The following is a 12,482-nucleotide window of genomic DNA, read 5'->3' as shown; positions in this document are numbered from 1 at the left end:
GCGCGACGAGGGGCAGAGTGTCGGCATGGACCAGAAGGAACACCTCAGCCGGTACCTGACCCGTTCGCGCGACGACCTGGTGCGCAAGCTCGACGGACTGTCGGAGTACGACGTCCGTCGACCGCTGGTGCCGAGCGGCACCAACCTGCTCGGGCTGGTGAAGCACGTCGCCACCGTGCAGCTCGGCTACCTCGGCGACGTCTTCGGGCGGCCGAGCGGCATCGAGACGCCGTGGCTGACCGACGAGAGCGAGCCCGAAGCCGACCTGTGGGCGACACCCGACGAGAGTCGGGCCTTCGTCGTCGACCTCCTGCAGCGGTCCGACGCGCACGCCGACGAGACGATCCGGGCGTTGCCGCTCGACGCGCCCGGCGACGTCCCCTGGTGGGGACCCGACCGCCGTGCCGTCACCCTGCACCAGATCCTCGTGCACCTGACCGTCGAGACCGCCCGGCACGCCGGCCACGCCGACGTCGTCCGCGAGCTGATCGACGGCGGCCTCGGCAACGGTCCCGCCGATCCCAACCTGCCCGACCGCGACGCCGACGGATGGCGTCGACACCACGACCGTGTGGAGGCCGCCGCCCGCGCCGCCGGCCGCTGACCGTCGCGCGACGGATGTCGTCGAATCGTGACGTCTCGGCAAGCTCGCAGGAGGCGCCCCTCGCGGGGTCCGGGTCGGGAGCGTAGCGTCGCCGGGGTGATGCCTCCCTCCGCGAGAACCGTCGGCGAACTCAGGCGCTCGGGCCACGTCCCGAAGCCCCTCCGCACCGAGATCCGAGACAACCTGCTCGACGCCCTGAGAGAGGGCCGCGACCCCTGGCCAGGACTCCACGGCTTCGAGTCGACGGTCATCCCCCAACTCGAACGGGCGTTGATCGCGGGCCACGACATCGTCTTGCTGGGTGAACGCGGTCAGGGCAAGACCCGCCTGCTGCGGACGCTCGCGGGTCTGCTCGACGAGTGGTCCCCGGTCATCGAGGGGTCCGAACTCGGCGAGCACCCGTTCGAGCCGATCACGAGCGAGAGCCGTCGTCGAGCCGCCGACCTCGGTGACGACCTGCCGGTGGCCTGGCGGGGACGCGAGGAGCGCTACGTCGAGAAGCTCGCGACGCCCGACACGAGCGTCGCCGACCTGATCGGCGACGTCGACCCGATGCGCGTGGCCGAGGGACGCAGCCTGGGCGACCCCGAGACGATCCACTTCGGGCTCATCCCCCGCGGCCACCGAGGCATCGTCGCGGTCAACGAGCTGCCCGACCTCGCCGAGCGCATCCAGGTGGCGATGCTCAACGTGATGGAGGAGCGCGACATCCAGATCCGCGGGTACGTCCTGCGACTGCCCCTCGACGTGCTCGTCGTGGCCAGCGCCAACCCCGAGGACTACACCAACCGCGGACGGATCATCACGCCCCTCAAGGACCGCTTCGGCGCCGAGATCCGGACGCACTACCCGACCGAGCTGGCCGACGAGGTCGCGGTCGTCCGCCAGGAGGCCGACCTCGTCGCCGAGGTGGCCGACCACCTCGTCGAGATCCTCGCCCGGTTCACCCGCGCCCTCCGTGAATCGCCCTCGGTCGACCAGCGCAGCGGCGTCAGCGCCCGGTTCGCGATCGCCGGCGCCGAGACCATCGCGGCCGCGGCGCTGCATCGCGCAACCCGGCAGGGCGAGGACGAGGCCGTCGCTCGCCCGATCGACCTCGAGACGGCCGTCGACGTGCTCGGCGGCAAGATCGAGTTCGAGTCGGGCGAGGAGGACCGGGCCGAGGAGGTCCTCGAACACCTGCTGCGGACGGCGACCGCCGAGACCGTCCGTGCCCACTTCCGCGGGCTCGACTTCGACGCCCTCGTCGACGCCCTCGAGTCGGGCGTCATGGTGACGACCGGTGAGCAGGTCACCGCCCGGGACTTCCTGGCCGGGTTGCCCTCGCTCGGTGAGGACGACCTCTACGACCGCGTCGCCGAACGCCTCGGCGCGACGACCGACGGCGGTCGCGCCGGGGCGATCGAACTGGCGCTCGAGGGCCTCTTCCTGGCCCGGCGCGTGAGCAAGGAGAGCGGCGACGGTGAAGCGGCCTACGGGTTCTGAGGTGCGACGTGGCTAGGGCGAACCGGCGGTTGCACCGGGCCGCGCGGTACCAGAGGTACGCCGACGGTCCCGACCCGCTCGCGCCTCCTGCCGACCTGTCCGAGGCGCTCGATGCCGTCGGGCGCGACGTCATGGCCGGTTCGAGCGCCGAGGCGGCACTCCGCGAGTTCCTCCGCCGCGGGGGCCGCGACCGGACCGGTCTCGACGACCTCGCCCGGCAGGTCGCCGAACGCCGGCGGGCCCTGACCCGGGACCACCACCTCGACGGCACGTTGCAGGAGGTCCGCGAGCTGCTCGACCGGGCCCTCAGGGCCGAACGCGCCCAGCTCGCCCGCGACGTCGACCTCGACGACGGCGACCGCGCGCTGGCCCAGCTCCAGCTCGACAGTCTGCCGCCGTCCCCGGCCGGCGCCGTCGCCGAGCTGTCGGACTACCGCTGGCAGAGCGGTGAGGCGGGTCAGGCGTACGAGCAGATCAAGGACCTCCTCGGTCGCGAACTGCTCGACCAGCGGTTCGCGGGGATGAAGGGTGCCCTCGAGAACGCGACCGACGCCGACCGCGAGGCCGTCGCCGAGATGCTGCGCGACCTCAACGCATTGCTCGACGCGCACGCCCGTGGCGAGGACTCTCCTGAGCAGTTCGACGACTTCATGGCGAAGCACGGCGACTCGTTCCCCGAGCAACCGGGCGACGTCGACGAGCTGATCGACGCCCTCGCCGCGCGGGCCGCGGCCGCCCAGCGGCTGCGCAACTCGATGACGGCCGAGCAACGGGCCGAGCTCGACGCCCTGGCCCGACAGGCCTTCGGCTCGCCCGACCTGATGCAGCCCCTCGAACAGCTCGACGGCACACTGCGATCGCTGCGACCCGGGCAGGACTGGAGCGGCTCCGAAGGCCTGGACGGCGAACAGGGCCTCGGGCTCGGCGACGGCACGGGAGTCTTCCAGGACCTCGCCGACCTCGACGCGCTCGCCGAACAACTGGCCCAGCAGTCGCGCGGCTCCTCGCTCGACGACGTCGACCTCGACGCCCTGCGCCGCCAACTGGGCGAACAGGCCGCCGTCGACGCCGCGGCCCTGCGGCGGCTCGAGAAGGCCCTCCGAGACTCGGGTGCCCTCCGCCGTCGCGCCGACGGTACGCTCGCCCTGACTCCGCGGGCCATGCGACAGCTCGGCAAGAACTTGCTGCGCGACGTCGCGGCCAAGATGTCGGGACGAGCCGGGAGGCGCGAGTTGCGGTCCGCGGGAGCCCCCGGCGACCGCTCCGGCGCGAGTCGCGAATGGGCCTTCGGCGACACCGAGCCGTGGGACGTCACCCGGACCATCACGAACGCGGTCACGCGGACCGCCGCCGGCGGCGGCCGCACCGACGGCGGGGTGCGGATCGAGATCGGCGACGTCGAGGTGCACGAGACCGACGCCCGGACGCAGGCCTGCGTCGCCCTGCTCGTCGACACGTCGTTCTCGATGGCGATGGAGGACCGCTGGGTGCCGATGAAGCGCACCGCCCTCGCCCTGCACACCCTGATCACGTCGCGCTTCCGCGGCGACGACCTGCAGCTGATCGGGTTCGGCCGGTACGCCGAGGTCATGCCGATCGAGCAGCTCGTCTCCCTCGACGCGAAGTGGGACAAGGGTACGAACCTCCACCACGCCCTTCTGCTGGCGAACCGGCACTTCCGTCAGCACCCGACCGCGCAACCCGTCCTGTTGATCGTCACCGACGGCGAGCCGACCTCGCACCTGGAGCCCGGCGGTGAGGTCTTCTTCGACTACCCGCCGCACCCCGTGACGATCCTGCGGGCCGTGGAGCAACTCGACGTGGCCCGCCGCCTCGGCGCGCACACGACGTTCTTCCGACTCGGCGACGACCCGGGGCTCGCCCGCTTCGTCGACGGGATGGCCCGGCGCGTCGACGGCACGGTGACCGCCCCCGACCTGGACGACCTCGGGGCGGCGGTCGTCGGGTCGTACGTCAGAACACGGGCCACGGAACCGCCGGCATAGGGCCGTGCGGCTCGGGGAAGACGGGCGACGCGAGGAGGCGCGCGCAGCGGTCGTCGAGCGCCTCGAGTTCGTCGGGGGTGAGGAGAGGAGCCAGGGTCGAGCCCAGCGAGCCCGAGAGGGCGGATCGGACGCGGCCGACCCCGTCGACCTCGTCCGCGGTCAACGGGTCGCCGATCCACCCCCACAACACCGTGCGCAGCTTGTGCTCGGCGTGGAACGTGAGGCCGTGGTCGACGCCGTACCGTCGCCCGTCGGGCAGCGCGAGCACGTGGGCGCCCTTGCGGTCGGCGTTGTTGACCACGACGTCGAACACGGCCATGCGGCGGAGCGCCTGGGTGTCCTCGTGGATCAGGGCGACCGGTCCGTCGTCGCCGTCCCCCTCGAGGACGAGACGCCATCCGTCGTCGGGCAGGTCGTCGGCCGGCACGAGGTCCACCGCGTCCTGCTCCGGGTCGACGTCCTGCCAGAGCTGGACCATGCCTTCGCCGAGCGGACCGTCACGGAGCCAGGTGCGCGGGACGACCCCCCAGCCCAGGGCCTCGGAGACGAGGTAGGCCGCGACCTCACGGTCGGCGAGCCTCCCGTCGGGGAAGTCCCAGAGCGGCCGTTCGCCGGCGACGGGCTTGTAGATGACCGACACGTCGCCGAGGCGGGCCAGGAAGGACGCGTTGGACGCCGTGCGGATGCGACCGGTGAGCTCGAGCTCGACGTCGTCGGACGGAACCGCGTCGGGCACGTCGGCCGGCGCGTCCTCGGTCGACGCCGAGGACATCAGGCCTCGCCGGACAGGATGCAGACGTGACCCTCGGGGTCGATCGGCTGGCCGCAGAAGGGGCAGAGGGGCCGGCCGGCCCCGACGATCTCGAGGGTGCGCGCCGCGAACGCCCGCGCCGTGCCGACGGGGATGCGGACGACCATGACCTCGTCGGGCTCGAGCTCGGCCTCGTCGGCCTCGGTGTCGTCGTCGACCTCGACCAGCGGGAACGCCTCGATGACGACCTGGGCGGTGGAAGGGTCCCAGCCGAGACTGAGGGCCCCGGCCCGGAACTCGGGTTCGACGGGCTGGTCGAGCGGCTCGTTGTCGACGAGCTCGACCGGGATGCCGGTGGGCACGCTGACCGGGTTGCCGTCGGCGGCCATCACCTGGTCGAGGATCTCGTCGATCTTCTCGGCGAGGGCGGCCGACTGCATCTTCTCGAGGCCGACGCTCGTGACGCGAGCCCCGTCACGGGCCTGGAGGTAGAACGCACGGGAACCGGGACGACCGACGGTCCCGACGACGACTCGGTCCGGCCAGTCGAAGGTGTGGACGATGGAGGGCATGCCGCGAGTCTACGAGCGCCCCGCCGACGACGCTCAGGTCGCGGGAGGCTCGTCGCCACCGGCCGCGCCGCTCGCCGGACCCGCGCCTCCCCCGACGGCGGCGTCGGCGGCGCGAGCCGCCTGCCGCAGCCACGAGAGGTCGCCCGAGTCGGTGTTCGTCGCGACGACGTCGGGTCGGTTCGGCCCGTACCGGACGATCGACACCGAGGCCGGGCCGACGCTGATGCGCTGGAACAGGTCGAGGTGCATGCCGTAGGCGTCGGCGAGGATCGACTTGATGATGTCGCCGTGGCTGACCGCGACCCACACGGCACCCGGACCGTGCTCGGCCTCGAACGCGGCGTCGTGACGACGGACCGCGGCGACCGCCCGGGCCTGCATGGTCTGGAGCGACTCGCCACCGGGGAACACCGCGGCCGACGGCTGGTTCTGCACGACCGACCAGAGCGACTCGCCCGCGAGCTCCTTGAGCGGCCGACCCTGCCAGTCGCCGTAGTCGCACTCGGTGATGCCCCGGTCGATCGGCGTCGCCGGCCTGCCGGACTGGCGGTCGAGGATCGCCCTCGACGTCTGACGGCAGCGCTCGAGGGGGCTCGACACGACGCCGACGAGCGGCACGACCGCGAGCCGCTCGGCCGTCCGCCGCGCCTGCTCGCGTCCGACGTCGTCGAGCCGGACGCCCGCCGTCCGTCCGGCGAGCACGCCGCTCGCGTTGGCGGTGGTGCGTCCGTGCCGGACGAGGACGAGGGTGGCCATGCCCCGAGCCTAGACACCGACGCTCGCGGCGGGAGCGCGACCGCCCCCGTGTGCACCCAGGACGACGAGGAGGCGCGGTGCCCGTGTCCCGGCACCGCGCCTCCTGCGGTCTCCCGCCCGGCGGTCGGCGTGACTACGCCGAGGCGGCGGAGAGCGCCTCGACGAGCGGGGTCGTCGGGCGGCCGATCAGACCGGAGAGGTCGCCGCTCGTGTCGGCGAGCAGCCCGTCGCGGATGTTGCCGTCGAGGGCGACGACGAAGCCGACCGTGCCCTCGTCCAGACCGAAGCCGCGCAGGCGCTCGGCGTGCTGTTCGGGCGTGAGCGACTCGTAGCGGACGGGTCGGCCCGTGACGGTCGTGAGCGCCTCGGCGAACTCGTCGAAGTCCCAGGCGTGGTCGCCGGACAGCTCGAAGGTGCGGCCGGCGGTCGACTCGTCGAGGGCCGCGACCGCGGCGGCCTCGGCGTAGTCCCGACGGCTGGCGCTGGCGACGCGGCCCCTGCCCACGCTCGCGGCGACCACGCCGGCGTCGCGGGCGGTGGCGATCTCGCCGACGTAGTTCTCGGTGTACCAGCCGTTCCGCAGCAGCGTGACGGGGACGCCGGAGGCGGCGAGGTGCTCCTCGGTCGCCTTGTGCTCGGGCGCGAGGATCAGGGGCGAGGTCGAGGCCGCGAGGACGCTCGTGTAGAGGATGCGGGCGGCCCCGGCGGCTTTCGCGGCGTCGATCACGGCGGCGTGCTGCGGGACGCGCTGGCCCACGGCGTCGCTCGAGATCAGGACGACGACGTCGCCCGCGTCGATGACGGCCGCGATCGTGTCGGGTCGGGTGTAGTCGAGCTCGGCGGTGCGGATGCCGCGCTCGGCGAGGTCGGCCAGCTTCGAGACGTCGCGCGACGTGGCGACGACGCTGTCGGGGGCTGCGCCGCGAGCGAGGAGGGAATCGACGACGAGGCGGCCGAGCTGACCGGAGGCGGCGGTGACGATCGTGGACATGGTGTTCCTTTCGGTTGCGTGCCCGGAACAACGACGACGATCCACTGGGACTTCCCATCTGCAGGTACGCACCTTTTCGTAAGCTACTGACGTGGACGTCGGAATCGTGAATGCTGCCCGCCCTGCCCCCTCCGGTCGTTTTCCGGCGGAGTGCCCGAGCCGCGTGGTGCTGACCCACGTGACGAGTCGGTGGGGCGTTCTGATCTTGTTGGCGCTGGAACGCGGGCCGATGCGGTGGGGCGAGTTGCGACGCGAGATCGAGGGCGTCAGCGAGAAGATGCTCGCCTCGACCCTGAAGACCCTCGAGGCCGACGGCATCGTCCATCGCGCCGCCCAGCCGACGATCCCGCCGCGGGTCGACTACTCGCTGACCGAGCGCGGCACCGACCTCGCCGCCCGTCTCGTGCCCCTGATGGACTGGATCCTCGACAACGCCGACGAGATCGTCGCGGGCCGGTGAGCGATCGGTCGACCGATCAGGACGACGCCCCCGCTGCCAGGTACGTGGACGCGAGGTAGGCCGTCGCACCCACGATGAAGACGACGAAGATCGGCATCGCGACCAGCAGGAACGTCCTCTCGCGGGGCGGGACGTAGGCACTCGACTTCCGCAGGGTCGACGCGAGCATCCCGACCCCGAGGCCGGGGAAGAGCAACAGCGCGAAGGTCGGCAAGGAGTGTTCGACGCCGTGTCGCCGATACGGCGTGGTCGTCCACACCGGGACCTGGGTCCAGACGAAGACGACCAGGCCGAGCGAGACGACGATGCCGACGACGAGGGCCACGCGCATCCACCGGACGAGCACCCGCCCCCGAGCCACGTCGTCGTCCGTGAGCGGCACCGTACGGGGCGTGCCGTCGGGCCGGGTGGTCTGAAGGTCGATGGTCACGTGGTGATGCTAGCGAGTCGGGACGGACCGGTCTGCTCTTCCGCCTCGACTCGCCTGCACGGGCGTCCGCCCATGGCCACCTGGTTGAGTTCGTCCTGACGACCGACGCGACGAAGGGGCAGGCAGCACATGGGCATCTCGGAGAAGGACTACGACGTGGCCGTCATCGGGGCCGGTCCGGCGGGCACCGCGGCAGCCCTGCGGGCGGCCGGGCTCGGGGCTCGCGTCGTCGTCCTCGAAGCGGGCCGCGAGGGCGGCACCTGCGTCAACACCGGGTGCGTGCCCACGCGGGTGCTGGCCAAGACGGCCCGGCTGATCCGCGAGACCCGACATGCCGACGTCTACGGCGTCGACGTCGAGCCCCCGACGATCGACTGGGCGTCGACCGTTGCGCGCGTCCGGGAGCGCGTCGACAAGGTCCGGTCGATCAAGCGGGAGGCCGAGCGGTTCGGGGCCGCGGGGGTCGAGCTGGTCCACGAGGGCCGGGCCCGGTTCGTCGACGACTCGACCCTGGTCCTCGACAGCGGGCGGACGATCTCGGCGGCGTCGATCCTGGTCTGCGTCGGCGGGCACTCGCGCCGTCTGCCGATCCCGGGCGGCGAGCTGGCCACCGTGCCCGAACACGTCCTGGACCTGCCGACCCTCCCCCGGCGGGTGGCCGTGATCGGTGCGGGCAACACGGGCGCGCAGCTCGTCACCGTGTTCGACGCGTTCGGCAGCGCGGTCACGCTCCTCGACCTGGCGCCGCGGGTGCTGATGGCGTCCGATGCGTCCATCTCGGAGGCGGTCTCCGCGGCGTTCGTCGAGCAGGGCATCGACGTGCGCACCGGGATCGACGGCGTCGAGGGCCTCGCCCGGGCCGACGACGGGTCGATCACCCTGACCTGGCGGCAGGACGACGGGACGTCCTCCGCCGACTTCGACGTCGTGGTCATGGCCACGGGGTGGCCGGCCGACGTGGAGGACCTCGGTCTCGAGACGGCCGGCATCGAGGTGGAGCACTCGTCGATCCCCGTCGACCGCTACTTCCGGACCGTCGTGCCGCACGTGTTCGCCGTGGGCGACGCCAACGGCCGCGACATGCTGGTCCAGGCCGCCCAGTTCGAGGGCGAGGCCGCCGCCGAGAACGCCGTCCTCGGCGCCAACCGCCGCACGCCGCACCACCTCCTGCCGGCCGGTGGGTTCACCGACCCGGACTACGCCGGCGTCGGCCTCACCGAAGAACAGGCCCGTGAGGCGGACGAGTCGTGCGTGGTCGTCACGATCCCGTACTCGACCGTGGACCGGGCCGTGATCGACGATCGCGAGACGGGGTTCCTCAAGCTGATCGCCGACCGTCGGCGCGAACTCGTGCTCGGCGCCCATGCCGTCGGCGAGAACGCCGTCGAGGTGGTCCAGGCGGTCACCACCGCCATGGCCGGCGGTGTCGACGTCGCCACCCTGGCCGAGGTGCGCTTCGCCTATCCCACCTACAGCGCGGTGATCGGCATGGCGGCCCGGGCCGTGCTGGCGGATCGCACCGCGCTCTAGGAGCAGGTCGGTGGTGGTCATCGTGGCACGATGGATCACCCGCCCCCACCGAAAGCCACGATGCGCCTCCTCCTCATCCGCCACGGCGAGACCGCCGACAACGTCGCCCGCACCATCGGCTCGCGCCCCCCGGGCCCGCCGCTCTCTCCGCTCGGTCGCGAACAGGCCGCCGACCTCGCGACGACCCTGGCCCACGAACCGATCGTCGCCGTGCACTCGTCGCGCCTGCGCCGGGCCGGCGAGACCGCCGTGATCGTCGCCGACGGCCTCGGGCTCCCTCACCACGAGGTGGACGGTGCCCACGAGATCGACGCCGGCGACCTGGAGGGGCTGCCCTACGCCGAGGCCCTGCCCCGGTACGCCGGCACCATGCAGAGGTGGTGGACCGATCCGGAGGCGCGCATCCCGGGAGGCGAGAGCGGCACCGAGTTCACGACCCGGTTCCGTGCGGCGGTCGATCGGGTCGTCGCCGCGACACCGGCCGACTCGACCGCGGTCCTCGTCTCGCACGAAGCCGCCATCTGCGTCTGGGCGGCGGACACCGCCCGCAACCTCGACGCCGCGTTCAGTCGCACCCACGGGCTCCGCAACACCGGCTCGGTCGTCCTCGAGGGCTCGACCGAGGGCGGCTGGGTCGCCGTCTCGTGGGACGGCGAACCCCTGGCGCACTGAGCCGCGCGTCCGACGACCAGACCGCAGCGCGCCTCCTACGGGCCGCCGAGCCAGTGGTCGATGCGGTGGTGGTCCGGGCGGAAGCCGTTCTGGACGCCCCACAGCACGGCCTGCGTCCGGCTCGTCGCGCCGATGCGTCGGTAGACCGATCGGATGTAGGACTTGACCGTGTTCGGGCTGAGGTAGGTGAGCGCCGCGACCTCGGCGTTGCTCTTCCCCTGGGTGATGAGGGCCAGGATCTCGGACTCGCGGTCGGTGATGCCCTCGCGGCGGCCGGGCCAGTCGAGGCCCGGCGCACTCGGTGCCCGCCCCCGCACCTCGCTGACGACCCGTTCGCCCCGGTGGACCGCCTCGAGCGCCTCGACCAGTTCGCGGGCGCCGAGGGTCTTCGAGAGGTACCCGTGCACGCCCTGCGCGAGAGCCGACTCGACGAGCTCGGGGTGGAAGTTCCAGGTGTAGACGACGACCTTGCCGGCTGCCGGGTTGGCGACCAGTTCGGCGAGCTCGTGGTGGTCGGACTCCGGCTGGGCGAACGAGTCGTAGAGGACGACGTCGACCCGGTCGGACAGGGACGTCGTGGCGTCGATCTCGGCGACAACGACCCTGTCGCGGTAGCGGTCGAACATGTGGGCGAGACCGGCGAGCACGACGTCGTAGTCGTCGACGAGTGCGACGGTGATCGACCGGGTCGGAGCGAGGGGCATGAGGACACCATCCCACCCCGAGGGGTGTGCCGCCACACCTCCAGGGGTGGTCTGCTGGGTCCTGCGACACCACGGCACCGACGGTGCCGGTCGCCCATCTCTCCCGGAAGGAGAACACCATGATCGGTCTCATCATCAGCTTGCTCGTCGTCGGCCTCATCGCAGGGTTCATCGCCCGCGCGGTCGTCCCGGGTCGCCAGAGCCTCTCGATCGCCATGACGATCCTGCTCGGCATCATCGGTTCGTTCGTCGGCGGGTTCCTCGGCTTCCTGCTGTTCCAGCACGACCCGACGGACGGGTTCTTCCAGCCCGCCGGCATCATCGGCTCGATCATCGGCGCGATCGTCGTCCTCGTGATCTGGGTCGCCGTCTCGGGTCGCCGCAGCGCCGCTCGCCGCTGAGCCCCGGTCGCCGCCGGGGTGGCTGTGCCACGGCCGCCCCGGGTCGCACCGACGCAGGAGCACGCGCACCGCACCGTCGGACCGACCCGATCGGTACTCGCCCCCGGGTCAGGACGCGAGCGAGCGGCGGAGTGTCCGGACGATCTGCGCGCGGGCGGCACGACCCGATCGGGTGGGCAGCAGCGGGTAGGCGTGCACGTCGCCCTCCCCTTCGTGCCACTCGAGCTCGACGCCGGCCGCCGCGGCACGGTCGCGAAGGAGGTGCGCGTCGGGGTTCAGGACGTCTCGCGTCCCCGTGAACACCGTCACCGGGCCCAGCCGCGAGAGGTCGCCGAACAAGGGGCTGACGACGGGGTCGCGCAGGTCGAGCTCGCCCCGCCAGTGCTCGGCGAGCACGCGTCCGCCGGGCGTCCCGAGCCACGGGTCGGACGGCTGCACCTCGGGGATGCGGGGGTTGCCCCAGGTCAGGTCGAGCGCGGGGGCGATCAGCACCGTGCGGGCGACGACGACGCCCGCGTCACGCAACGACAGGGCGGCCGACAGCACGATCTGGCCGCCGGCCGAGTCCCCGGCGAGGGCGACCGGGCCGTCTGCCGACGCGACCAGGTCGAGGATGCCGACCCGCGCCTCCTCGGCCGTCCCGTACGGGACCAGCGGGTAGATCGGCAGGACGACCGTCGTGCGGACCTCGGCGGAGAGCTGGGCGGCGAGGTGCCAGTGCTGCGACACGATCTCGCCCACCCAGCCGCCGCCGTGGGCGTATACGACGGTGCCGCGCGACGCACCGTCACGCCGCGTGATCGTGTAGACCGGCCAGCCGCCGCGCTGCTCGACGTCGACCCGGACGTCGTCCCGGAGGACGGCAGGCGGGCCGTACGATGCCGGCCGGAGGGACGCCCGTCGGATGCGCCGACGCGCCCCGGCCTCGGTGACGAAGGCGCGGTTCGCCCCCGTCGCCCGCAGGAACGCCGGGACCGCCGCCCGGGGCAGGACGAACCTCGCGGCGAGGGGCACCCGGACGGTGTCGCGGGAGGCGCGGGAGGGCATCCGAGGGAGGCGCGTGGTCACGGCCGCGACGATACCCCGGCTGCCGCCCGGGTGAGTGCCGATCAGCGCGCCG

At 72.7% G+C, this 12,482-nt stretch carries 14 protein-coding genes; 7 read left to right on the top strand and 7 right to left on the bottom strand.

Annotated elements, in window-relative coordinates; all coding sequences use genetic code 11:
* The first annotated feature begins 25 nt into the window (after positions 1-25).
* The 3 genes from IFT88_RS09590 to IFT88_RS09580 all read left to right on the top strand — a co-directional run bounded on the left by IFT88_RS09590 (position 26) and on the right by IFT88_RS09580 (position 4,095).
* Complete coding sequence (locus IFT88_RS09590) at positions 26-604, top strand: DinB family protein (protein WP_056226286.1); 579 nt, start codon at positions 26-28, stop codon at positions 602-604.
* Between the two features lie 99 nt (positions 605-703).
* A complete protein-coding gene (locus tag IFT88_RS09585; protein WP_192120574.1) occupies positions 704-2,089 on the top strand; it encodes a magnesium chelatase in 1,386 nt (461 codons plus the stop codon).
* A gap of 8 nt (positions 2,090-2,097) precedes the next feature.
* Complete coding sequence (locus IFT88_RS09580; RefSeq protein WP_192120326.1) at positions 2,098-4,095, top strand: VWA domain-containing protein; 1,998 nt, start codon at positions 2,098-2,100, stop codon at positions 4,093-4,095.
* Here the strand turns inward: IFT88_RS09580 and IFT88_RS09575 are convergent.
* The 4 genes from IFT88_RS09575 to IFT88_RS09560 all read right to left on the bottom strand — a co-directional run bounded on the left by IFT88_RS09575 (position 4,064) and on the right by IFT88_RS09560 (position 7,165).
* Entirely contained in the window at positions 4,064-4,867 is an 804-nt protein-coding gene (locus IFT88_RS09575; protein WP_192120324.1) for an SCO1664 family protein, read from the bottom strand. The two genes, IFT88_RS09580 and IFT88_RS09575, sit on opposite strands and share 32 nt — an antisense overlap.
* Positions 4,867-5,418 carry a DUF3090 domain-containing protein gene (locus IFT88_RS09570; RefSeq protein ID WP_043592638.1) on the bottom strand — a complete coding sequence of 184 codons (552 nt, stop codon included), beginning with the start codon at positions 5,416-5,418 and terminating at the stop codon, positions 4,867-4,869. The genes IFT88_RS09575 and IFT88_RS09570 overlap by 1 nt, the downstream gene beginning before the upstream one ends.
* Positions 5,419-5,451: 33 nt before the next feature.
* Positions 5,452-6,174 carry a histidine phosphatase family protein gene (locus tag IFT88_RS09565; RefSeq protein ID WP_192120322.1) on the bottom strand — a complete coding sequence of 241 codons (723 nt, stop codon included), beginning with the start codon at positions 6,172-6,174 and terminating at the stop codon, positions 5,452-5,454.
* 133 nt (positions 6,175-6,307) lie between these two features.
* A complete protein-coding gene (locus IFT88_RS09560; RefSeq protein ID WP_192120320.1) occupies positions 6,308-7,165 on the bottom strand; it encodes an NAD(P)H-binding protein in 858 nt (285 codons plus the stop codon).
* A 91-nt stretch (positions 7,166-7,256) separates the two neighbouring features.
* Here IFT88_RS09560 and IFT88_RS09555 point away from each other — a divergent pair, with 91 nt between their 5' ends.
* Entirely contained in the window at positions 7,257-7,625 is a 369-nt protein-coding gene (locus IFT88_RS09555; RefSeq protein WP_082059742.1) for a winged helix-turn-helix transcriptional regulator, read from the top strand.
* Between the two features lie 16 nt (positions 7,626-7,641).
* Here the strand turns inward: IFT88_RS09555 and IFT88_RS09550 are convergent, their stop codons facing one another.
* Complete coding sequence (locus IFT88_RS09550) at positions 7,642-8,055, bottom strand: hypothetical protein (RefSeq protein ID WP_192120318.1); 414 nt, start codon at positions 8,053-8,055, stop codon at positions 7,642-7,644.
* 129 nt (positions 8,056-8,184) lie between these two features.
* On the opposite strand from IFT88_RS09550, the gene IFT88_RS09545 reads away from it, so the two are divergent.
* Positions 8,185-9,585 carry a dihydrolipoyl dehydrogenase family protein gene (locus IFT88_RS09545; protein WP_192120316.1) on the top strand — a complete coding sequence of 467 codons (1,401 nt, stop codon included), beginning with the start codon at positions 8,185-8,187 and terminating at the stop codon, positions 9,583-9,585.
* A gap of 60 nt (positions 9,586-9,645) precedes the next feature.
* Complete coding sequence (locus IFT88_RS09540) at positions 9,646-10,257, top strand: histidine phosphatase family protein (protein WP_192120314.1); 612 nt, start codon at positions 9,646-9,648, stop codon at positions 10,255-10,257.
* A 35-nt stretch (positions 10,258-10,292) separates the two neighbouring features.
* Here the strand turns inward: IFT88_RS09540 and IFT88_RS09535 are convergent, their stop codons facing one another.
* Positions 10,293-10,961: a response regulator transcription factor gene (locus IFT88_RS09535; protein ID WP_043592622.1), complete on the bottom strand. Its 669-nt coding sequence runs from the start codon at positions 10,959-10,961 to the stop codon at positions 10,293-10,295.
* Positions 10,962-11,080: 119 nt separating this feature from the next.
* Here IFT88_RS09535 and IFT88_RS09530 point away from each other — a divergent pair, with 119 nt between their 5' ends.
* Entirely contained in the window at positions 11,081-11,362 is a 282-nt protein-coding gene (locus IFT88_RS09530) for a GlsB/YeaQ/YmgE family stress response membrane protein (protein WP_056226870.1), read from the top strand.
* Positions 11,363-11,470: 108 nt separating this feature from the next.
* Here the strand turns inward: IFT88_RS09530 and IFT88_RS09525 are convergent, their stop codons facing one another.
* Entirely contained in the window at positions 11,471-12,430 is a 960-nt protein-coding gene (locus tag IFT88_RS09525) for an alpha/beta hydrolase (protein WP_342212124.1), read from the bottom strand.
* Positions 12,431-12,482: the final 52 nt, after the last annotated feature.

Source organism: Frigoribacterium sp. CFBP 8751 (genome assembly GCF_014841545.1).
Lineage (GTDB): Bacteria > Actinomycetota > Actinomycetes > Actinomycetales > Microbacteriaceae > Frigoribacterium.
Note: the sequence above shows the minus strand (reverse complement) of the source record. Positions and strands in the feature narration are given on the sequence as shown.